This is a genomic window from Burkholderia sp. AU31652 (assembly GCF_002223155.1).
Classification (GTDB): Bacteria; Pseudomonadota; Gammaproteobacteria; order Burkholderiales; family Burkholderiaceae; genus Burkholderia.
The window spans coordinates 94,242-113,549 of record NZ_NKFG01000002.1 but is presented as its reverse complement, the minus strand read 5'-3'; the positions used below and the strand labels follow the sequence as shown (position 1 = coordinate 113,549).

Sequence of the window (19,308 nt, the reverse complement as noted above, 5' to 3'; positions counted from 1 at the left end):
CTTATTGCTCGCGGGCCGCTCTAAGCGCCGCTTCTTTGCCGTAGAAAGTCACCATCGCGTTTGCTTCTTTCGCGTTCAGGCAGTCTGAACCTTGCCGCAGATATTGCGCGGGATCGTTCTCGCATTCCTTGAACCTGTTGGTTCGCTCCGCGTCATGTTCGATATACCAAGCCTTGGTGTGATATTCCTGTCCACAGGCGGCCAGAACGCAGGCAACCAAGACATAGAGGCACTTCTTCATATTCATATCCTCCGCGCAACGTTTTAACGTCGTGACGTTGTAGCGTTCTGACGTCGTAACTTTATAACTTCACGACGCTGTAACGTTAGTAGTTCTACTTAAATCTTCTCTGGGTCGAGATTTTTTCGCTGACCTGCTTCTAGCGCAGGTTAACCATGCAGGTCTTCACGCCGTCTTTCAGTGAATGGGACAGCAGATCAAGCATCGTGAAATACGCCTCTTGATCGCTCGGATCAACGAAACTGCTCAAGTTGATGAGAAGCTGGAATGCTTCCTGTGTTCTGGAGATGTTGTGCAGCAAGCCTTTCAGACGAGCGACGTTATCCGCTTCGTGTTGCTGTGAGTTGCAGGTACACTCAGTTCTAGCCATGATTCACCTCTTGGAAGGTGGGTTGTGGTCAGGCCCGTCTTGGTGTTGGTGCACCTTGGCGGGCCGCTTGCTGCGTTGTCCGGGCCTCGCATTGCATTCGCCCCTATCTCCGCAACGCGTGCGGCTAGCGGCGAAAGCAGCTTGTCAGATGGTGGCCCGACTGCCTGAGGAGTAACGGCAACAGGGATGGCCGCACGTAACTCTCCGGTCTTCGAGTCCCAAGTAAGTCCCCCGCCGGGAACGACTTCGACACGAGCGAATGCGTCCGGATCGTGCTCGCCGGTTTCCAATGCGGCCTTGATCCGTGCGATCCATTTCGACAGGCTCCTGGGTACGTAGTTGATGACGATCGAACAGCACGTGCCCTGTTCCGACGTCACATCCAAGCGCTCACGCGCTAGGTAGCATTGCACCCGTCCTTTCTTTCCTACTTTCTTCAACAAATGAGCCGCTTCGAGCCGCATCAAGGCTTTTTGAACAGTGGCAGATGCCAGCCTCGTTAGATCCATAAGGCGACGAATACTCGGATACCCAACTCCGGTATTGAAATCGGCATGCCATTTGATTGCGAGCCACACGTTTATCGCGTCCGACCCAAGCTCCCGAGCGAGACCTGACGTGTATAGCTCTCGCTGGACGGTGATGAAGGTTGTATCAACGCGCCCGTGCATACCTTATTCCGCGAACAAGTGTGCAACAGCAGCCGTTTTGAACAAGACACGCCGGCCGATCTTGATCCGTGCTGGTAACAACTTGCGAGACACATCGTTATCTCGCGTGAGCGTCACCCGAAGTCCCTCAGGGCTGCGATGCAATAACTCCGCCACCTGAGGAAGAGTCAACAATGCTCCGTAACGCTCGATGATGTTTTCTTCCGTTGAAGTCACCTGAATAACTCCTTGCTTTTATGCGCAACGGAAGATTACGGTCGATCAAAACAAACAACAAGCCCTAACCAACATCAACACCAAACACACCATAACTTTATAAAGTTATAACTTCAAATCAGCACAAAATAAATATTTAACAATCAATGATTTACGAAAATCGCGTGGACGAGATTTATCGCCAATTAATTTGTATCTTTTTGTAAATGCAAAATCGTAAAGTTATAACTTTATAAATCAGAAAAGTTATAACGCTTTAATACTACAGCACCACGACATCGCTCATCGAATAAGAACAAAGGAACGCGTGTATATAATCGGCATTTAAAAAGAGAGCGTGTACACGCTCTCGATAACATCGATCGTGGCTCTCCTCGCGATGGCCGTCCAAACCACGCCGGCAGCTGATTCAGGCGCGTCGAAGAGTGTCGAGCTTCTGCACCAGATCTTCAGCTCGTAGGTGCGTGTAACGCTTGAGCATTTGCATCGACTTATGACCGCTGATCGAGGCCACCTCCTGATCACTCAACCCCGACTCAACAAACCGACTGACTGCCTCATGTCGCAGATCGTGGAAATGCAGATCGACCATCCCGAGGTCGCGAACGATGCCGGTCCAGAGCTTCTGGAACACATACGGCTTACGCTTTCCGTCTCGCCCTGGCTCGCCGAAGAACACGAGAACGGTGTCAATGGGCCGTATCGGATTGTCCAGGGCTGCGCGGAGGACTTCGGCTGCCTCACGCGTCAGCGGGACCACACGACTGGATCCGTTCTTTGTATCCCTGAGAGTCACGACCCGTCGATCCAAATCTACTTGCGGGCGACATAAGCCAGTGATCTCGGACGATCGCATGCCGGTTTCGACGGCAAGCCGCACGATCCAGCCGAGCATCGGGTTGCTATGGGCGTCGGCGGCCGCGAAGAGACGTTGCTGTTCGTCACGGCTTAATCGCCGGTCCCGGCCGGCACCGGGACTCGGCTTGCGAACGTTGGCGACGGGATTGAACGTCAGGCCAATTCCCCACTCCTGAATCGCCATCCGGAAGAGATGTCCGAGCATTGCCAGCTCGAGACGAACCGTGTTGTTTGATTTGCCGGCCGCGAGGCGTTCATCGCGATACTTGGCAACGAGCTCGGCACTGACGGCCGCCATCGAATACTTCCCGAAAAACGCCTCGAGGTGCTTCGCAGAAAAGCTCTCGCTGCGCTGCGTGGTCGCCTTCTTGGTAACCGACACCTCTTCCATATACCGCTTCAGCGCGGCCGACACCGTGAGTTTTTCGGAGGGAGCACGCGACAGATAGACACCCCGAACCATCTCATCTTCGGTCCGGCGGCCCCAATCCTCGGCGTCGCGTTTGGTGCGGAAGGTCTTGGCCGTAGTCGGCCAACCAATCTTGCGGATGACCGCCTTCCACGTGCCGGAAGGCGTCTTGACGATGGTTGCCATGTACCTGTTCTGAGAGCTGACTGTACCGAAAATGTACTTTTCAACGCCCAGAAAGCACAAGGGGTTACGCGAAATTCACGTAACCCCTTGATTTGATTGGTGCCGGCTGCAGGACTCGAACCCGCCACCTGATGATTACAAATCAACTGCTCTACCAGATGAGCTAAGCCGGCGTAGCGCGAGATTCTACCTCATTTCACGATCTTGAGGCGAGGTCTGCTGCCACCTTTTGAACCGTCGCCATCGCCGTCGGTTTTCGGCGGTTCGTCGGCGCCTTCGGAGGGTTCCTCGTTCGCGCCGCTGTCGGCCACCGGCGTCAATGCAGCAGGCGATTCGTCGCGCTGCGCATCATCCGTCTGCGCCGCTTCATCATCGAACGCACCCGAATCCGCGCCTTCACCCGCGACGGCATCGACCTGGAACGCCATGCCCTGCCCGTTCTCGCGCGCGTAGATCGCGAGCACGTTGGCAACCGGAATCTCGATCTTGTGCGCCTTCCCGGAGAACCGGGCCGTGAACTCGATCCACTCGTTGCCCATCTGCAACTGGCTCGTCGCCTCGAAGCTGATGTTGAGCACGATCTCGCCGTCACGCACGAACTGACGCGGTACGCGCGTCGAGTTGTCGACCCTCACCGCGATATGCGGCGTGTAACCGTTATCGGTGCACCACTCGTACAACGCGCGCAGCAGATAAGGCTTCGTTGAAATCTCTTGCATCACAATCCTCGAACCCGGAGCGGGGGCGCGGCATGCCGCGCCGCCCGCTCCGTCATGCACTCATTGCACCATCAACGACGCATGACCTTTTCGGACGGCGTCAGTGCTTCGATGTAGGCCGGACGGCTGAAGATCCGCTCGGCGTACTTCATCAGCGGCGCCGCGTTCTTCGACAGCTCGATGCCGTAGTGATCCAGACGCCACAGCAGCGGCGCGATCGCGACGTCGAGCATCGAGAATTCCTCGCCGAGCATGTACTTGTTCTTCACGAAGATCGGCGCGAGCTGCGTCAGGCGATCGCGGATCGCGAGCCGTGCCTTCTCGTGGTTCTTCTCCGCTGCCTTGCCCTTCTCGTTCTCGAGCGTGCTGACGTGGACGAACAGTTCCTTCTCGAAGTTGAGCAGGAACAGGCGTGCACGTGCGCGCTGCACGGGGTCGGCCGGCATCAGCTGCGGATGCGGGAAGCGCTCGTCGATGTACTCGTTGATGATGTTCGATTCGTACAGGATCAGGTCGCGCTCGACCAGGATCGGCACCTGACCGTACGGGTTCATCACCGAAATGTCTTCCGGCTTGTTGAACAGGTCGACGTCACGGATTTCGAAGTCCATGCCCTTCTCGAACAGCACCAGCCGGCAACGCTGGGAGAACGGGCAAGTTGTGCCGGAATACAGAACCATCATGTTTGCGTTTCCTCAAAAAAGCCGAGGGCCGGCACGCGGCGAACCCCTTCCGGGGTTCCACCTTGCGCCGGCCCCACGCCGGTCAGGCGTGATTACTTGATATCTTTCCAGTACGCGGCATTGAGCCGCCAGGCCAGGAAAGTCAGGACACCGAGAAAGATCAGCACCCATACGCCGAGGCGTTTACGGGTCTGCTGAGCCGGCTCGGACATCCAGGTCATGTACGCCACCAGGTCGGCAACCGCAGAATCATAATCCACCGCGGACAGTGTCCCCGGTGTGACCTGCTGGAAGCCGACGAGCGTATGAACCTTCTCGCCCGTCTCCTCGTCCGTCTTGTCTTCGAATTTGGCGGTGCGCTGCCCCTGCAGCTGCCACAGTACATGAGGCATGCCGACGTTCTCGAACACCGCGTTGTTCCAGCCGCTCGGCCGTGTATCGTCGCGGTAGAAGCTCCGCAGATACGTATACAGCCAGTCGCGGCCGCGCGCGCGCTCCTCGACCGACAGGTCGGGCGGCGAGGTGCCGAGCCAGTTCTTCGCGTCTTCGGGCCGCATCGCGACGGACATCGTGTTGCCGACCTTGTCGGTCGTGAACAGGAGATTCTTTTCGATCTCCTTCTGGGATATGCCCAGATCCGTCAGACGGTTGTAGCGCATCAGGTTCGCGCTGTGGCAGTTCAGGCAATAGTTTACAAACAATTGCGCGCCGTGCTGAAGCGAAACGAGATTTTCCGTGTTATCGGGCGCCCGGTCGAGCGGAAAATTACCTTCCGCCCGAACCGCCGGCGCCGCCAGCAGCGCACACGCGGTCGCCCCGATCAGCGCGAGTGTCGAAAGCAGTTTCTTCATGTCGTTCTCTCCTCGCTCACGTTAATGGGGCTTGAAGCGCACCCGCTCCGGCGGCTGCTTGAACGTGCCAAGCGGCGTCCAGACGGGCATGCCGAGGAAGAACGCGAAGTAGATCAGCGCACAGGCCTGCGCGATCAGCGTCGAGGCCGGCGATGGCGGCCGCGTGCCGAGGAACCCGAGGGTCAGGAACGCCACGACGAAGATCCCGAGGAAGACCTTGTGGAACAGCGGCCGGTAGCGGATCGACTTCACCGGGCTGCGGTCGAGCCACGGCAGGAAGAACAGCGAGACCACCGCGGACCCCATCACGACGACGCCCCAGAACTTCGACTCCGTCAGGTACATGAACACGACGATCGCCGCGGCCAGCACCGGCAGGCCGACCTTCCACTTGCCGCGCGCGCGGATCAGCGCGAGCACGCCGAGCAGCGCGATCACGATCATCAGGACGATCTTGAACGGGTCGGTGGTCGCGCGCAGCATCGCGTAGAACGCGGTGAAGTACCAGACCGGCGCGATCTCGGGCGGCGTCTGCAGCGGGTTCGCCGGGACGAAGTTGTTCGCCTCGAGGAAGTAGCCGCCCATCTCCGGCGAGAAGAACGCGATCAGCGCGAACACCATCAGGAACACGCACACGCCGAGGAAATCATGCACCGAGTAGTACGGATGGAACGGGATGCCGTCGAGCGGCACGCCGTTCTCGTCCTTCTTCGCCTTGATCTCGATGCCGTCCGGGTTGTTCGAGCCCACTTCGTGCAGCGCGACCAGGTGCGCGATCACGAGGCCGACCAGCACGAGCGGAATCGCGATCACGTGGAACGCGAAGAAGCGGTTCAGCGTGACGTCCGACACGACGTAGTCGCCGCGAATCCACAGCGACAGGTCGGGGCCGACGAACGGGATCGCCGAGAACAGGTTCACGATCACCTGCGCGCCCCAGAACGACATCTGGCCCCACGGCAGCAGGTAGCCGAAGAACGCCTCGGCCATCAGGCACAGGAAGATCGCGCAGCCGAAGATCCACACGAGTTCGCGCGGCTTGCGGTACGACCCGTAGAGCAGCCCGCGGAACATGTGCAGGTAGACGACCACGAAGAACATCGACGCGCCCGTGGAGTGCATGTAGCGGATCAGCCAGCCCCACGGCACCTCGCGCATGATGTACTCGACCGACGCGAACGCGAGCGTCGAGTCGGGCTTGTAGTTCATCGTCAGGAAGATGCCGGTGACGATCTGGTTGACGAGCACCAGCAGCGCGAGGGAGCCGAAGAAGTACCAGAAGTTGAAGTTCTTCGGCGCGTAGTACTCGGAAACGTGCTTCTTCCAGGTGGACGTGAGCGGGAAGCGCTGATCGATCCAACCGGTGAGACCTGTCGTGGAGACTTCCTTGTTGTCGGCCATCACGCTTCTCCTTTCTCGTCCTTGCCGATCACGAGGGTCGTTGCCGACGTGAACATGTAGGGCGGGATGTCGAGATTCTGAGGCGCCGGTTTGTTCTTGAACACACGGCCGGCGAGGTCGTAGGTCGAACCATGGCACGGGCAGAGGAAGCCGCCCGGCCAGTCGTCCGGCAGGTTCGGCTGCGGACCCGGCGTGAAGCGTTGACTTGGCGTGCAGCCGAGGTGCGTACACACGGCCATCACGACGAGAATGTTCTTGCGATCGGCCCGCGCGCGATATTCGTTCGCGCAATACGCGGGCAACGGCATCGTATAGGGCTTTTCGGTGGTCGGATCGGCCACTTCCTTGTCGGCCTTGACCACATCGGCGAGCATCGCGTCGGTGCGGTTCAGGATCCACACCGGCTTGCCGCGCCACGGCACGGTCACCATTTCACCGGGCTTCAGCCCGCTGATGTCGACTTCGACCGGTGCACCGGCCGCTTTCGCTTTCGCGGACGGCGCAAGCGACGCCGCGAAAGGTATGACGGTGGCTACGCCTCCCACGCCACCTGCTACGGATGTCGCAATCAGCCAGGTACGGCGGCCGCTGTCGACGCGTTTCTCTTCCTTGTCTCGCATCACACGCCCCACTTCTGAGTTGGATTTTCCGTCACGACTTTTCATTCCGCCGCTAGTTTGCGCGAATGGAGTCGCCATTTACAAGGCCCGGAGATGAAAATCCCTTCGAAGTGATTGATAGTTAAGGGTTTTCCCCCACTATCGGAGCGATTAAATCATTTCGCTTTTAAGCATCCGCTACATTGTGAAATTTCGATGCGCTGCCGCAAATCCGGCATTCAGACCGGGTTATGGATATCGATAAAAAGGTGTTCGATATCGAATTCTTCCGACAAGTGGGCGCCAAGTGCCTGGATTCCGTAGCGCTCGGTCGCATGGTGCCCTGCCGCAACGAACGCGACACCGCTCTCGGCAGCCGTGTGCGTCACGTATTCGGACACCTCGCCGGTCAGGAACACGTCCGCGCCGGCGTCGATCGCCGCGTCGAAATAGCTTTGCGCGGCGCCCGTGCACCACGCGATACGGCGCAGCTGCATGTCCGGATCGCCGAGCACGAGCGGCGTGCGGCCAAGCGTGCGTTCAACCTTCGCGACGAAGTGCTCGAGCGTGACGGGCATCGGCAGCGTCGCCATCCAGCCGAGGTCACCTTCGCCGAACCGCTGCTCGCCGATCAGGCCAAGCCGGTCGCCGAGCTGCGCGTTGTTGCCGAATTCGGGATGCGCGTCGAGCGGCAGGTGGAACGCGAACAGGTTCAGGTCGTTCGCGAGCAGCAGCTTCAGGCGCTGGTACCTGCGGCCCGTGATCTGCGGCGGCTCGTTGCGCCAGAAATAGCCGTGATGGACCAGCACGGCATCTGCCCCCCATTCGAGCGCGGCTTCGAGAAACGCGACCGACGCCGTCACGCCGGTGGCGATCTTCTCGATCTTGCGGCGCCCCTCGACCTGGAGGCCATTCGGGCAATAGTCCTTGAAGCGCGCGGTTTCAAGGGTATTGTTCAAGTACAATTCAAGTTCGATCCGATCCATATAAACCTCTAATCCATTCAGATGCTTAGACGCTTCTGGCTGTTCTTCGCGCAGGCGGTTACCGTGCTGCTCGCGCTGATGTTCATCGTCGTGACGCTCAAGCCGCAATGGCTGCAACGGCAAGGACAGCTCGGCAAGCAGCTCGCCACGCCGATCGTTGCGCTGCGGGAAGTCGCGCCGGGCATCGGCGGCGCACCGGCGACCACGTCGTACGCCGAAGCCGCGCAAAAGGCGATGCCGGCCGTCGTCAACGTGTTCTCCAGCAAGGACGGCTCGCTGCCGCCCGACCCGCGCGCGAAAGATCCGCTGTTCCGCTACTTCTTCGGCGACCGCAACGCCCGCAAGCAGCAGGACGAACCGGCCGCCAACCTTGGCTCGGGCGTTATCGTGAGCCCTGAAGGTTACATTCTAACGAACCAGCACGTCGTGGACGGCGCCGACCAGATCGAAGTCGCGCTCGCCGACGGCCGCACGGCCACCGCGAAGGTGATCGGCAGCGATCCCGAAACCGATCTCGCCGTGCTGAAGATCAACATGACGAACCTGCCGACGATCACGCTCGGCCGCTCCGACCAGTCGCGGGTCGGCGACGTCGTGCTCGCGATCGGCAACCCGTTCGGCGTCGGCCAGACGGTCACGATGGGGATCATCAGCGCGCTGGGCCGCAACCACCTCGGCATCAACACGTTCGAGAACTTCATCCAGACCGACGCGCCGATCAACCCCGGCAACTCGGGGGGCGCGCTGGTCGACGTGAACGGCAACCTGCTCGGCATCAACACCGCGATCTACTCGCGTTCGGGCGGCTCGCTCGGCATCGGCTTCGCGATCCCCGTGTCGACCGCGCGCACGGTGCTGGAAAGCATCATCACGACGGGCTCGGTCACGCGCGGCTGGATCGGCGTCGAGCCGCAAGACGTCACGCCGGAGATCGCCGAGTCGTTCGGGCTGACGCAGAAATCGGGCGCGATCGTCGCCGGCGTGCTGCAGGGCGGCCCGGCCGACAAGGCCGGCATCAAGCCGGGCGACATCCTGATCTCGGTCAACGGCGACGAGATCACCGACACCACGAAGCTGCTGAACACCGTCGCGCAAATCAAGCCCGGCACGGCGACCAAGGTGCACGTCGTGCGCAAGGGCAAGGCATTCGACCTGAACGTGGTGATCGGCAAGCGCCCGCCGCCGCCGAAGCAGGCGCTCGACGAGCAGGACAGCGATACCGAGTGACGCCGGGCGAGCGGCGCACGGCCGCATGCCCGGACACCGTCGGAAATGAAAAAGGGCAGCCGGTTGGCTGCCCATTTGCTTTGTATCGAAAGACCCTTGTTGTCGGGCAGATGGCCCCGCCAGCCGCTTTCCGACCGACTACGCCACCGGGTTTCGCTCAAGCCCGGCGCCCGGAAATCCGGCCGCCGCGCGCCGCCCGGCGCGCTGCCGTCAACTGGCGGCTTCGCCGTTCCCCGCCTCGCCTTCCTCGGCCGGCTTCTTCGGCACGAAGAACCGCGCCGCCAGCAGCCCGATCTCGAACAGCACGACCAGCGGCAAGGCGAGCATCAGTTGCGAGAACACGTCCGGCGGCGTGACGACCGCCGCGACGACGAACGCGCCGACGATCACGTACGGACGCATCTCCTTCAGCTTCTTCAGCGACAGCACACCCATCCGGACGAGCAGCACGACGACGATCGGCACCTCGAACGTGACCCCGAACGCGATGAACATCCCGAGCACGAAGCTCAGGTAGTTGTCGATGTCGGTGGTCATTTCCGCGCCGAGCGGCGCGTTGTAGTGCGCCATCACGCGGAAGATCGTCGGGAACACGAGGAAGTACGCAAACGCCATCCCGCACAGGAACAGCAGGTAGCTGCTGCCGACGAGCGGCGCGACGAGCTTCTTCTCGTGCTGGTACAGCCCCGGCGCGACGAACGCCCAGATCTGGTACAGCACGATCGGCAGCGCGATCACGAGCGCGACGAGCATCGTGACCTTCATCGGCACGAAGAACGAGCCTGTGACGTCGGTGACGATCATCTTGCCGTCCTTCGGCAGGTTCTCCATCAGCGGCCGCGCGAGCAGCCGGAAGATGTCGGGCGCCCAGTAGACGAGCCCGAGGAACACGACGATCACGGCCGCGCCCGCGCGAATGATGCGATCGCGAAGCTCGACGAGATGGGAAATGAAGGTTTCTTCCGGGGCGTCGCCCGGGTTCTGCTGGGGGTCGCTCACACCGGCCCTCGGTAGGATTGACGAGCGAGCATGCGCTCGGCTCAGAAGAAGCGCGTCGGCCGGCGCAGGCTGGCCGGCTGGTGGCGCGCGACACGCGCGGCGCCCGACTGCACGTGGGTACGGCGGGTGGTCGCGCGCTTGTACCAGGCAGGCGCAGCCGCCTGCTTGACGCGCCAGTTGCGGCGCTTCGGCGCGAGCGCGGCCGAACTGCCGCGCCACGACGGCATGGCGGGCGTATCGGAACCCGTCGAACCGGGGTCGCCCGCCGCTTCGTTGAGACCGCCGACCGCGGAATGCCACGTGTCGTTCAGTTCCTTCTCGTGCTCACGCAGGTTGTCGTGAATCGTCGTCTCGACATTGCGCGCGGCCGACTCGAAATCGGTCTTCATCGTCCGCAACGCGTCGAGTTCGATTTCGCGCGAGACCTCGGCCTTCACGTCGTTGATGTACCGCTGCGCACGGCCGAACAGCGCGCCTGCCGTGCGCGCAACGCGCGGCAGGCGCTCGGGGCCGAGCACCACGAGCGCGACGACGCCGATCAGCGCCATCTTCGAAAGACCGAGATCCAGCATCGCGAATGCCTGTCAGCGTACCGGCGTTACGCCTTGTTCGAGTCGGAACGCGTCGTTTCCTTCGCGTTGACGTCGACCGAGCCCGAGCGCGGCAGTTGCTGCGCGTCCGCCGGTGCTTCGCCGTCCTTCATGCCGTCCTTGAAACCCTTCACGGCGCTGCCGAGGTCGTTGCCGATGTTGCGCAGCTTCTTCGTACCGAAAACCAGCGCGACGATCAGCAGCACGATCAGCCAGTGCCAAATGCTCAATCCACCCATGATGAAACCTCTCCTCAACCACGCCGCGATGCGGCGTAAATCGCCGGCAACGCGCCGGCTTCGACCATCGATGCGGGGAAACGCCCCGCGCCGTCAACCCATCCGCTGCCAGGGGCGCGGGCCGGCCAGGATATGCGCGTGCAGGTGGTAGACCTCCTGCCCGCCTCCCGGGCCCGTGTTGATCACCGTACGGAAACCGGTTTCGCCGCCCGTATACGCGACGCCGAGCTGGCCGGCGAGACGCGAGACGAGCAGCATCAGCCGGCCGAGCATCGGTGCGTCGGCGTCGCTCGCCGCCGACAGCGTCGGCAGATGCTGGCGCGGAATCACGAGCACGTGGGTCTCGGCCGCCGGGCGGATGTCGCGGAACGCGACGAATTCGTCATCCTCGTGCACCTTCGTGCTCGGGATCTCGCCTGCCGCGATCTTGCAGAACAGGCAATTCGGATCGTGACTCATGTTGCTCCTGCAGACGCCCGCCCGAGGCCGGTCAGAACCAGGCCTGCGGATCGAGCGGCTTGTTGTCGTTCAGGTACAGCCAACCCTTGATGATACGGTACAGCGTCCAGATCCATGTGACAAACATCACTGCGAATCCGATCACCACGAACATGAGCGCGAACCCGATCACATACGCGATCAGCGCGCGCCAGAACGTGCGGATCTGCCACTCGAAGTGGGCCGCATACGGCGTGCCGGCCACATCGTCGCGCTTCACGTAGTTGATGATGATCGCGATGATGCCCGTGACGCCGCCCGTCAGCCAATGAAACGCATAGAGGCCGTAGAGCACGTGAGTCAGCGTGCGCAGCCCGTTCAGGCGCTCGGCGTCCGCGGCCCCCGGCACCGACGGCGGCGGAAACTGGCTTGGCGTATCGGTCATGATGCTACCCCCGTTAGATGACAATTCTTACAGCTTACCGCACTGTGGCCATCCCGCGACAAGGGCCTGTCAACCGCCGTTTTCCTCGCGCTCGCGACGCTTGCGCAGGGCCTTCTCCTCGATACCCGACAGCCCTTCGCGGCGCTCGAGCTCGCCGATCACGTCGGCCGGGCTCAGGTCGAAATGCGACAGCATCACGAGGCAGTGGAACCACAGGTCGGCCACCTCGCCGACGAGCGCGGTCGGCGCGCCGCCCTGGCGCACGTCCTTCGCGGCCAGCACGACTTCCGTCGCCTCCTCGCCGATCTTCTTCAGCACCGCGTCGTCGCCCTTGTGGAACAGGCGCGATACGTACGATTGATCGGGATCGCCGCCCTTGCGGCTATCGATCACGGCCGCGAGGCGCAGCAGGGTGTCTTCGGTCGATTGCGTCATTTGTAGATGTGTTCGGGATCTTTCAGCACCGGTTCGACCGCGACCCAGTCGCCGCTGTCGACGGTGCCCTCGAATTTCTGGAAGAAGCACGAATGCCGGCCGGTGTGGCACGCGATGCCCGACACCTGCTCGACCTTCAGCAGCACGACGTCCTCGTCGCAATCGAGCCGCACCTCGTGCACGTGCTGCACGTGGCCCGACTCCTCGCCCTTGAACCACAGGCGCTTGCGCGAGCGCGAATAGTAGACCGCGCGCTGCGTCTCGATCGTCTTCGCCAGCGCCTCGCGGTTCATCCACGCGAACATCAGCACGTCGTTCGTCGACGCCTCCTGCGCGATCACCGGCACGAGGCCGTTGTCGTCCCAGCGGACCTTGTCGAGCCACGCGGGCAATGCATTCGTTTCCGTATTCATCACAGCCTCACCGGGATGCCCAGGTCGGCCATGAAGCGCTTCGCCTCGCCGACCGTGTGCTCGCCGTAGTGGAAGATACTCGCGGCCAGCACCGCATCGGCGCGGCCGTCCTTGATGCCGTCGGCCAGGTGCTGCAGCGAGCCGACACCGCCCGACGCGATCACCGGCACCGGCACCGCGTCCGACACGCCGCGCGTGAGCGCGAGGTCGAAGCCCGACTTGGTGCCGTCGCGGTCCATGCTCGTGAGCAGGATCTCGCCCGCGCCGAGCTCGGCCATCTTGCGCGCCCATTCGATCGCGTCGAGGCCCGTGTTCTTGCGGCCGCCGTGCGTGAACACTTCCCAGCGCGGCGCTTCGCCGTCGGCCGACACGCGCTTCGCGTCGATCGCGACGACGATGCACTGCGAGCCGTACTTGTCGGCCGCGTCGCGCACGAGCTGCGGGTTCGCGACCGCCGACGAATTCATGCTGACCTTGTCCGCGCCCGCGTTCAGCAGGCGTCGCACGTCCTCGACGGCGCGCACGCCGCCGCCGACGGTCAGCGGAATGAACACCTGCGACGCGACGGCTTCGATGATCGGCAGGATCAGGTCGCGCTGGTCGGACGTCGCGGTGATGTCGAGGAACGTCAGTTCGTCGGCACCCTGGTCGTCGTAGCGGCGGGCGATCTCGACAGGATCGCCGGCGTCGCGCAGCTCGACGAAGTTGACGCCCTTGACGACACGCCCGGCAGTCACGTCCAGGCAGGGGATGATGCGTTTAGCTAGAGCCATGATGTTGCGCCAAATGCCGCGATGGGACGGCCGGTTGCGGAAAGCCTCGCGCGAGGCTTCCGGTCGGGGCCGCCTGCAGGCAGCCCCGGCGAGCGGGACAACCGCGCTTACGCGTTGTCGAGTTCGCCGTTCAGTTCGTCCGCGCGCCTTTGCGCGGCCGCGAAATCGAGATCGCCGGAGTAGATCGCCCGGCCGCAGATCACGCCTTCGACGCCGTGCTCCTCGACTTCGCACAGGTTCTCGATGTCCGTGAGGTTCGACAGGCCGCCGCTGGCGATCACGGGGATGCCGACTGCCTGCGCGAGCTTCACGGTCGCGTCGATGTTGATGCCCTGCAGCATCCCGTCGCGGCCGATGTCCGTGTAGACGATCGATTCGACGCCGTAGTCCTCGAACTTGCGCGCAAGGTCGATCACTTCGTGGCCGGTCAGCTTGCTCCAGCCGTCGGTCGCGACCTTGCCGTCCTTCGCGTCCAGGCCGACGATGATGTTGCCGGAGAACGCGGTGCACGCGTCCTGCAGGAAGCCGGGGTTCTTCACGGCGGCCGTCCCGATGATCACGTAGGACAGGCCTGCGTCGAGATACTTCTCGATCGTCTCGAGGCTGCGGATGCCGCCGCCGAGCTGGACGGGAATTTCATCGCCGACCTCGTCGAGGATCGCTTCGATCGCCTCGAGATTCTTCGGCTTGCCGGCGAACGCGCCGTTCAGGTCGACGAGATGGAGCCGCCGGGCGCCGAGATCGACCCACTTGCGGGCCATCGCCGCCGGGTCCTCGGAAAAAATCGTGGCCTGGTCCATATCGCCCTGTTTGAGGCGCACACACTGACCGTCTTTGAGGTCGATGGCCGGAATCAGCAACATAGCAATCGGGTGTCGTCGTGGAAAAAGAAAAGAATCCGGCGCGTACCGGCCAATCCGGTACCGCGCCGTCTCGCTAGTTTAGTACAACTCTTTCGGCGCTTAGGCGCGAGCGCGCCGTGCGACAGGCCGTTCGGCCAGATCGACTGTGGCTCGCGCACCACGTTTTACGGCTTCCAGTGTACGAAGTTGCGATACAGACGCAACCCGACCTCCGCGCTTTTCTCCGGGTGGAATTGGGTCGCGAAGAGGTTGTCCCGCGCGACCGCGGACGTAAACGGCGCGCCGTAGGCCGTTTCGCCAACCGTATGCGCCGGGTTGTCCGGCGTCACGTAATAACTGTGCACGAAGTAGAAATACGCGTCGTCGGGCACGCCGTCCCACAGCGGGTGCGGCTGCGCCTGGCGCACGCGGTTCCAGCCCATCTGCGGCACCTTGAAGCGCGAGCCGTCGTCCTGCAGGCGGCCGTCGAGCGCGAAACGCACGACCTTGCCGGGCAACAGGCCGAGACCCTTCGTGTCGCCTTCCGCGCTCCAGTCGAACAGCATCTGCTCGCCGACGCACACGCCGAGCAGCGGCTTCGTGCGCGACGCCTCGATCACGGCCTCCTGCAGCCCCGATTCGCCGAGGCAGCGCATGCAGTCGGGCATCGCGCCCTGGCCGGGCAGCACGACACGGTCGGCCGCGCGGATCGCGGCCGGCGTGTCGACGATCGCCACGTCGGCGGCCGGTTCGGCCTTCTTGAGCGCCTGCGCGACCGAGCGCAGGTTGCCCATCCCATAATCCACAATCGCAATCGAAGTTTTCATCTCAGTGCAGGCAGTAGCGCCCTCAGTCCATTGACGATGAATTCCACCGCCAGCGCCGACAGCATCAAACCCATCAGCCGCGTGGCGATGTTGATGCCCGTGCGGCCGATCCAGTTCGCGATCGGCTCGGCGAGCCGCATCGCGACGAAACACAGAAAAGCCAGGACCGCGCCGATCGCGACCAGTCCGGCCCGCTCATACCAGTGATGCGAGTTCGCCGCATAGATGATCACCGTGCTGATCGAGCCGGGGCCCGTGAGCAGCGGAATCGCCAGCGGCACGACCGCGATGTTGTCCTTCAGCTCCGCCTCGTGGCGCTCCTCCGGCGTCGATCGCGTGTTGCCGATCTGCGCGTTCAGCATGTTGATCGCCATCAGCAGCATGATGATCCCGCCGCCCACTTCGAGCGACCCGACCGAAATGCCGAAGAAGTCGATGATCTGCTGCCCGAGCAGCGTCGTCACCGTGATCACGCAGAACACCGACACCGACGCGATCCGGATCGTGCGCCGCCGCTCGGCATCCGTCTGCTGCGCCGTCAGGCTCAGGAAGAACGGCACCGCGCCGACCGGATTGATCAGCGCCAGCAGCGATATGAACGATTTGAGCAGATCCATCGCAAGCCGGCGCCGCGCGCCGAAGCCGTGAGGTTGTCCTTGACGCGCCGTCCGGTCAGTTCAGGTTCAGAGACTGCCCTTCGTCGACGGGATCTGCCCCGCCGCACGCTCGTCCAGCTCCACCGCCGCGCGCAGCGCACGGCCGAAGGCCTTGAACACCGTTTCGAGCTGATGGTGCGCGTTGATCCCGCGCAGGTTGTCGATGTGCAGCGTGACGCCCGCGTGGTTCACGAAACCGCGGAAGAATTCGATCGACAGGTCGACGTCGAACGTGCCGATCCGCGCCCGCGTGAACGGCACGTGGAATTCGAGGCCCGGCCGGCCGGAGAAGTCGATCACGACGCGCGACAGCGCCTCGTCGAGCGGCACGTACGAATGGCCGTAGCGGCGGATGCCCTTGCGGTCGCCGATCGCCTTCGCGACGGCCTGGCCGAGCGTGATGCCGACATCCTCGACCGTGTGGTGATCGTCGATATGCGTATCGCCATGCGCTTCAACCTCGAGATCGACCAGACCGTGTCGCGCGATCTGGTCGAGCATATGGTCGAGGAACGGCACGCCGGTGGCCAGCTTCTGCTGGCCCGTGCCGTCGAGATTGAGCTTCACACGGATCTGCGTTTCGCTGGTATTGCGAACGACTTCCGCCACACGCATGGCAATTCCTTGACTGAGTCGATGTAAATGGGGATTGATCGTTTCGCGCTGCGGCGCCGAGAGGCTCAACCGGGCAGCGCGAGTTTCAAAGCGGCCAGCAGGCGCGCGTTTTCGTCGGGAGAACCGACGGTCAGCCGCACACAATCAGCCAGCAACGGATGCATTTTACTCACGTTTTTGACCAATACCCGCTCGGTGAGCAGCGCGTCGAACACGGCGGCCGCGTCCGGCACGCGCACCAGCAGGAAATTGCCGGCGCTCGGGAACACCGTCGTGCCCGGCAGCGCGGCCACTTCCCGTGCGAGACGCGTGCGTTCCGCTCGCAGGTCGGCCGCCTGCGCGTCGAGCACGTCGAGATGGTCGAGCAGGAAATCGGCGGTCGCCTGGGTCAGCACGTTGATGTTGTACGGCGGGCGCACCTTGTCGAATTCGGTCAGCCATGCGGGCGACCCGACCAGATAGCCGAGGCGGATGCCCGCGAGGCCGAGCTTCGACACCGTGCGCATCACGACGACGTTGTCGAATTCGGCGGCGCGCGGCAGCCACGAGCGCACTGCGAACGGCTGGTACGCCTCGTCGATCACGACCAGGCTGTGCCGTGCGGCCGCGACGATCCGTTCGATGTCGGCATCGTCGTACAGCGTGCCGGTCGGGTTGTTCGGGTACGCGAGATAGACGAGCGCCGGACGATGCTCGGCAATCGCCGCAAGCATCGCGTCGACGTCGAGCGTCAGGTCGGCCTTCAGCGGCACGCCGACGAATTCGAGCTGCGCGAGCTTCGCGGACAGTTCGTACATCACGAACCCTGGCACCGGCGCGAGCACCTTCGCGCCCGGCTTCGCACAGGCCATCGACATCATGCTGATGATTTCGTCCGAACCGTTGCCGAGCAGCACGTCGCAGCCGGCCGGCACGCCCATCGCATGGCGCAGCTTGTCGAGCAGCGCGGCCGGGCGCGGGGCCGGGTAGCGGTTCAGCGCGACCTGCGCGAGACGCTCCCCGAGCGCCGCGGCGAGCGGTTCGGGCAGCGGGTACGGGTTCTCCATCGCGTCGAGTTTCACGAACCCGCTCGCGTCCGGCACCGGGTAGCTCGTCATCGCGAGCACGTCGCGGCGGATGATGTCTTGTGGCGTCGTCATGGTCTCAAGCCGGCGTACGTCGCGCCGGCGTCAATGGGTAGGCAAAGCGGCGGCTGCCGCCCTGCACTGGTGTCTCCCGCCCCGACCTTCGGGGGCAGGCCGGGCGGCACATCAGCGCCGGCCGCGGCCCCGTGCAGCGTGCGGTCAGTTCTTCATCCGGAATTCGGCGCTCTTCGCGTGCGCCTGCAGCCCTTCGCCGTACGCGAGCTCGGATGCGATCTCGCCGAGCGTCTGCGCACCTTCCGCGCTGACTTCGATCACGCTCGAGCGCTTGATGAAGTCGTACACGCCGAGCGGCGACGAGAAGCGCGCGGTGCGCGACGTCGGCAGCACGTGGTTCGGGCCCGCGCAGTAGTCGCCGAGGCTCTCGCTCGTGTAGCGGCCGAGGAAGATCGCGCCCGCATGGCGGATCTGCTGGCCCCATTGCTGCGGCTCCAGCGCGGAGATTTCCAGGTGCTCGGGCGCGATGTCGTTCGCGATCCGGCAAGCCTCGGCCATGTCGCGCACCTTGATCAGCGCGCCGCGGCCTTCGAGCGACGCGCGGATCACGTCCTGGCGCGGCATCGACGGCAGCAGCTCGTCGATCGCCTTTGCGACGCGCTCGAGGAACGCACCGTCCGGGCACAGCAGGATCGATTGCGCGAGTTCGTCGTGCTCGGCCTGCGAGAACAGGTCCATCGCGACCCAGTTCGGGTCGGTCGTGCCGTCGCACAGCACGAGGATTTCCGACGGCCCGGCGATCATGTCGATGCCGACCGTGCCGAACACGCGGCGCTTCGCCGACGCGACGTACGCATTGCCGGGGCCGCAGATCTTGTCGACGGCCGGCACCGTCGCCGTGCCGTATGCGAGCGCGCCGACCGCCTGCGCACCGCCGATCGTGAACACGCGATCGACGCCGCCGAGCAGCGCCGCGGCGAGCACGAGGTCGTTCTTCACGCCGTCCGGCGTCGGCACGACCATCACGATCTCGCCGACGCCCGCGACGCGCGCGGGAATCGCGTTCATCAGCACCGACGACGGATACGCGGCCTTGCCGCCAGGCACGTACAGGCCGACGCGGTCGAGCGGCGTGATCTTCTGGCCGAGCACCGTGCCGTCGCTTTCCGTGTATTGCCAGCTATGCGTGCCGCACTCGATCTTCTGCTTCTCGTGGTACGCACGCACCCGCGCGGCAGCGGCTTCCAGCGCCGCGCGCGCCTTCGGCGCGAGGCCGTCGAGCGCCGTCTGCAGCGCGTCCTGCGGCAGCTCCAGCGCGGCGACGCTCGTCGCGCTCAGCCGGTCGAAGCGGTTCGTGTACTCGAGCACCGCGGCATCGCCGCGCGACTTCACGTCGGCGAGGATCTGCGCGACCGATTGCTCGATCGCCGCGTCTTCGCTCGCCTCGAATGCGAGCAGCGCGCGCAGCTCGGCGCCGAAGCCTTCGCTCGTCGAATCGAGCTTGCGGATGGTGATGGACATGGGAGTTCCGTTACGGTGA

Annotated in this window: 25 protein-coding genes and 1 tRNA gene; 1 reads left to right on the top strand and 25 read right to left on the bottom strand. The window is 63.4% G+C overall.

Annotation, left to right across the window (positions count from 1 at the left end):
* Nucleotide 1: 1 nt before the first annotated feature.
* From CFB40_RS02045 to CFB40_RS01995, 11 genes are all read right to left on the bottom strand, one after another.
* A complete protein-coding gene (locus CFB40_RS02045; RefSeq protein WP_089430562.1) occupies nt 2-241 on the bottom strand; it encodes an EexN family lipoprotein in 240 nt (79 codons plus the stop codon).
* A 139-nt stretch (nt 242-380) separates the two neighbouring features.
* On the bottom strand, nt 381-611 hold the full coding sequence (locus CFB40_RS38520) for a hypothetical protein (RefSeq protein ID WP_179255239.1): 231 nt from the start codon (nt 609-611) through the stop codon (nt 381-383).
* Nucleotides 612-1,285: 674 nt separating this feature from the next.
* Nucleotides 1,286-1,498, bottom strand: a complete 213-nt coding sequence (locus tag CFB40_RS02035; RefSeq protein ID WP_038761028.1) for a hypothetical protein — start codon at nt 1,496-1,498, stop codon at nt 1,286-1,288.
* 409 nt (nt 1,499-1,907) lie between these two features.
* A complete protein-coding gene (locus tag CFB40_RS02030; protein WP_089430561.1) occupies nt 1,908-2,951 on the bottom strand; it encodes a tyrosine-type recombinase/integrase in 1,044 nt (347 codons plus the stop codon).
* A 97-nt stretch (nt 2,952-3,048) separates the two neighbouring features.
* Nucleotides 3,049-3,124, bottom strand: a tRNA-Thr gene (locus CFB40_RS02025).
* Nucleotides 3,125-3,142: 18 nt separating this feature from the next.
* A complete protein-coding gene (locus CFB40_RS02020; protein WP_089424346.1) occupies nt 3,143-3,670 on the bottom strand; it encodes a ClpXP protease specificity-enhancing factor in 528 nt (175 codons plus the stop codon).
* A 71-nt stretch (nt 3,671-3,741) separates the two neighbouring features.
* Complete coding sequence (locus tag CFB40_RS02015) at nt 3,742-4,353, bottom strand: glutathione S-transferase N-terminal domain-containing protein (RefSeq protein ID WP_006400565.1); 612 nt, start codon at nt 4,351-4,353, stop codon at nt 3,742-3,744.
* Between the two features lie 92 nt (nt 4,354-4,445).
* Nucleotides 4,446-5,204, bottom strand: a complete 759-nt coding sequence (locus CFB40_RS02010; protein WP_071335456.1) for a cytochrome c1 — start codon at nt 5,202-5,204, stop codon at nt 4,446-4,448.
* 21 nt (nt 5,205-5,225) lie between these two features.
* Nucleotides 5,226-6,608, bottom strand: coding sequence for a cytochrome b (locus CFB40_RS02005; protein ID WP_089430512.1), 1,383 nt, complete (start codon nt 6,606-6,608; stop codon nt 5,226-5,228).
* The gene (petA, locus tag CFB40_RS02000; protein ID WP_039366620.1) at nt 6,605-7,225 is read right to left on the bottom strand and encodes a ubiquinol-cytochrome c reductase iron-sulfur subunit; all 621 of its coding nucleotides are present in this window, start codon (nt 7,223-7,225) and stop codon (nt 6,605-6,607) included. Before petA ends, CFB40_RS02005 begins: the two co-directional genes overlap by 4 nt.
* A gap of 218 nt (nt 7,226-7,443) precedes the next feature.
* Nucleotides 7,444-8,190 carry a Nif3-like dinuclear metal center hexameric protein gene (locus CFB40_RS01995; protein WP_089424343.1) on the bottom strand — a complete coding sequence of 249 codons (747 nt, stop codon included), beginning with the start codon at nt 8,188-8,190 and terminating at the stop codon, nt 7,444-7,446.
* A gap of 21 nt (nt 8,191-8,211) precedes the next feature.
* Between CFB40_RS01995 and CFB40_RS01990 the strand changes: the two genes are divergently transcribed.
* Nucleotides 8,212-9,417: a Do family serine endopeptidase gene (locus CFB40_RS01990; protein WP_089424342.1), complete on the top strand. Its 1,206-nt coding sequence runs from the start codon at nt 8,212-8,214 to the stop codon at nt 9,415-9,417.
* A gap of 210 nt (nt 9,418-9,627) precedes the next feature.
* Here CFB40_RS01990 and tatC read toward each other — a convergent pair whose 3' ends face one another.
* From tatC to hisD, 14 genes are all read right to left on the bottom strand, one after another.
* Nucleotides 9,628-10,416 carry a twin-arginine translocase subunit TatC gene (gene tatC / locus CFB40_RS01985; protein WP_039366629.1) on the bottom strand — a complete coding sequence of 263 codons (789 nt, stop codon included), beginning with the start codon at nt 10,414-10,416 and terminating at the stop codon, nt 9,628-9,630.
* A gap of 41 nt (nt 10,417-10,457) precedes the next feature.
* Complete coding sequence (gene tatB, locus CFB40_RS01980) at nt 10,458-10,988, bottom strand: Sec-independent protein translocase protein TatB (RefSeq protein ID WP_089430511.1); 531 nt, start codon at nt 10,986-10,988, stop codon at nt 10,458-10,460.
* 26 nt (nt 10,989-11,014) lie between these two features.
* Nucleotides 11,015-11,245, bottom strand: coding sequence for a Sec-independent protein translocase subunit TatA (gene tatA, locus CFB40_RS01975; RefSeq protein WP_021161850.1), 231 nt, complete (start codon nt 11,243-11,245; stop codon nt 11,015-11,017).
* 93 nt (nt 11,246-11,338) lie between these two features.
* The gene (locus CFB40_RS01970) at nt 11,339-11,704 is read right to left on the bottom strand and encodes a histidine triad nucleotide-binding protein (protein WP_059491979.1); all 366 of its coding nucleotides are present in this window, start codon (nt 11,702-11,704) and stop codon (nt 11,339-11,341) included.
* A 31-nt stretch (nt 11,705-11,735) separates the two neighbouring features.
* On the bottom strand, nt 11,736-12,128 hold the full coding sequence (locus CFB40_RS01965; RefSeq protein ID WP_011350734.1) for a DUF4870 family protein: 393 nt from the start codon (nt 12,126-12,128) through the stop codon (nt 11,736-11,738).
* A 69-nt stretch (nt 12,129-12,197) separates the two neighbouring features.
* Nucleotides 12,198-12,563, bottom strand: coding sequence for a phosphoribosyl-ATP diphosphatase (locus tag CFB40_RS01960; protein ID WP_006751798.1), 366 nt, complete (start codon nt 12,561-12,563; stop codon nt 12,198-12,200).
* Nucleotides 12,560-12,976, bottom strand: coding sequence for a phosphoribosyl-AMP cyclohydrolase (hisI, locus tag CFB40_RS01955; RefSeq protein WP_039366640.1), 417 nt, complete (start codon nt 12,974-12,976; stop codon nt 12,560-12,562). Before hisI ends, CFB40_RS01960 begins: the two co-directional genes overlap by 4 nt.
* The gene (gene hisF / locus CFB40_RS01950) at nt 12,976-13,749 is read right to left on the bottom strand and encodes an imidazole glycerol phosphate synthase subunit HisF (protein ID WP_089430510.1); all 774 of its coding nucleotides are present in this window, start codon (nt 13,747-13,749) and stop codon (nt 12,976-12,978) included. The genes hisI and hisF overlap by 1 nt, the downstream gene beginning before the upstream one ends.
* A 107-nt stretch (nt 13,750-13,856) precedes the next feature.
* Nucleotides 13,857-14,612, bottom strand: coding sequence for a 1-(5-phosphoribosyl)-5-[(5-phosphoribosylamino)methylideneamino]imidazole-4-carboxamide isomerase (hisA, locus tag CFB40_RS01945; protein WP_089424338.1), 756 nt, complete (start codon nt 14,610-14,612; stop codon nt 13,857-13,859).
* 164 nt (nt 14,613-14,776) lie between these two features.
* Complete coding sequence (gene hisH / locus CFB40_RS01940; protein WP_089430509.1) at nt 14,777-15,418, bottom strand: imidazole glycerol phosphate synthase subunit HisH; 642 nt, start codon at nt 15,416-15,418, stop codon at nt 14,777-14,779.
* On the bottom strand, nt 15,415-16,035 hold the full coding sequence (locus CFB40_RS01935) for a YchE family NAAT transporter (protein ID WP_039366649.1): 621 nt from the start codon (nt 16,033-16,035) through the stop codon (nt 15,415-15,417). Before CFB40_RS01935 ends, hisH begins: the two co-directional genes overlap by 4 nt.
* A 66-nt stretch (nt 16,036-16,101) precedes the next feature.
* On the bottom strand, nt 16,102-16,689 hold the full coding sequence (hisB, locus tag CFB40_RS01930; protein ID WP_011350728.1) for an imidazoleglycerol-phosphate dehydratase HisB: 588 nt from the start codon (nt 16,687-16,689) through the stop codon (nt 16,102-16,104).
* Between the two features lie 65 nt (nt 16,690-16,754).
* The gene (gene hisC, locus CFB40_RS01925; protein WP_089430508.1) at nt 16,755-17,828 is read right to left on the bottom strand and encodes a histidinol-phosphate transaminase; all 1,074 of its coding nucleotides are present in this window, start codon (nt 17,826-17,828) and stop codon (nt 16,755-16,757) included.
* Between the two features lie 144 nt (nt 17,829-17,972).
* Nucleotides 17,973-19,289: a histidinol dehydrogenase gene (hisD, locus tag CFB40_RS01920; protein WP_089424335.1), complete on the bottom strand. Its 1,317-nt coding sequence runs from the start codon at nt 19,287-19,289 to the stop codon at nt 17,973-17,975.
* Between the last annotated feature and the right edge of the window lie 19 nt (nt 19,290-19,308).

What these genes read in the sequence shown, in the direction of transcription:
- tatB (WP_089430511.1), bottom strand. Translation starts at nt 10,988, where the DNA reads ATGCTGGATCTCGGTCTTTCGAAGATGGCGCTGATCGGCGTCGTCGCG.
- CFB40_RS38520 (WP_179255239.1), bottom strand. Translation starts at nt 611, where the DNA reads ATGGCTAGAACTGAGTGTACCTGCAACTCACAGCAACACGAAGCGGAT.
- CFB40_RS01965 (WP_011350734.1), bottom strand. Translation starts at nt 12,128, where the DNA reads ATGACCGATACGCCAAGCCAGTTTCCGCCGCCGTCGGTGCCGGGGGCC.
- hisA (WP_089424338.1), bottom strand. Translation starts at nt 14,612, where the DNA reads ATGTTGCTGATTCCGGCCATCGACCTCAAAGACGGTCAGTGTGTGCGC.
- hisH (WP_089430509.1), bottom strand. Translation starts at nt 15,418, where the DNA reads ATGAAAACTTCGATTGCGATTGTGGATTATGGGATGGGCAACCTGCGC.
- hisI (WP_039366640.1), bottom strand. Translation starts at nt 12,976, where the DNA reads ATGAATACGGAAACGAATGCATTGCCCGCGTGGCTCGACAAGGTCCGC.
- CFB40_RS02045 (WP_089430562.1), bottom strand. Translation starts at nt 241, where the DNA reads ATGAAGAAGTGCCTCTATGTCTTGGTTGCCTGCGTTCTGGCCGCCTGT.
- hisC (WP_089430508.1), bottom strand. Translation starts at nt 17,828, where the DNA reads ATGACGACGCCACAAGACATCATCCGCCGCGACGTGCTCGCGATGACG.
- hisB (WP_011350728.1), bottom strand. Translation starts at nt 16,689, where the DNA reads ATGCGTGTGGCGGAAGTCGTTCGCAATACCAGCGAAACGCAGATCCGT.
- CFB40_RS02030 (WP_089430561.1), bottom strand. Translation starts at nt 2,951, where the DNA reads ATGGCAACCATCGTCAAGACGCCTTCCGGCACGTGGAAGGCGGTCATC.
- CFB40_RS02015 (WP_006400565.1), bottom strand. Translation starts at nt 4,353, where the DNA reads ATGATGGTTCTGTATTCCGGCACAACTTGCCCGTTCTCCCAGCGTTGC.
- hisD (WP_089424335.1), bottom strand. Translation starts at nt 19,289, where the DNA reads ATGTCCATCACCATCCGCAAGCTCGATTCGACGAGCGAAGGCTTCGGC.
- CFB40_RS02010 (WP_071335456.1), bottom strand. Translation starts at nt 5,204, where the DNA reads ATGAAGAAACTGCTTTCGACACTCGCGCTGATCGGGGCGACCGCGTGT.
- tatA (WP_021161850.1), bottom strand. Translation starts at nt 11,245, where the DNA reads ATGGGTGGATTGAGCATTTGGCACTGGCTGATCGTGCTGCTGATCGTC.
- CFB40_RS01935 (WP_039366649.1), bottom strand. Translation starts at nt 16,035, where the DNA reads ATGGATCTGCTCAAATCGTTCATATCGCTGCTGGCGCTGATCAATCCG.
- CFB40_RS02020 (WP_089424346.1), bottom strand. Translation starts at nt 3,670, where the DNA reads ATGCAAGAGATTTCAACGAAGCCTTATCTGCTGCGCGCGTTGTACGAG.
- CFB40_RS01960 (WP_006751798.1), bottom strand. Translation starts at nt 12,563, where the DNA reads ATGACGCAATCGACCGAAGACACCCTGCTGCGCCTCGCGGCCGTGATC.
- CFB40_RS01970 (WP_059491979.1), bottom strand. Translation starts at nt 11,704, where the DNA reads ATGAGTCACGATCCGAATTGCCTGTTCTGCAAGATCGCGGCAGGCGAG.
- CFB40_RS01995 (WP_089424343.1), bottom strand. Translation starts at nt 8,190, where the DNA reads ATGGATCGGATCGAACTTGAATTGTACTTGAACAATACCCTTGAAACC.
- hisF (WP_089430510.1), bottom strand. Translation starts at nt 13,749, where the DNA reads ATGGCTCTAGCTAAACGCATCATCCCCTGCCTGGACGTGACTGCCGGG.
- petA (WP_039366620.1), bottom strand. Translation starts at nt 7,225, where the DNA reads ATGCGAGACAAGGAAGAGAAACGCGTCGACAGCGGCCGCCGTACCTGG.
- CFB40_RS01990 (WP_089424342.1), top strand. Translation starts at nt 8,212, where the DNA reads ATGCTTAGACGCTTCTGGCTGTTCTTCGCGCAGGCGGTTACCGTGCTG.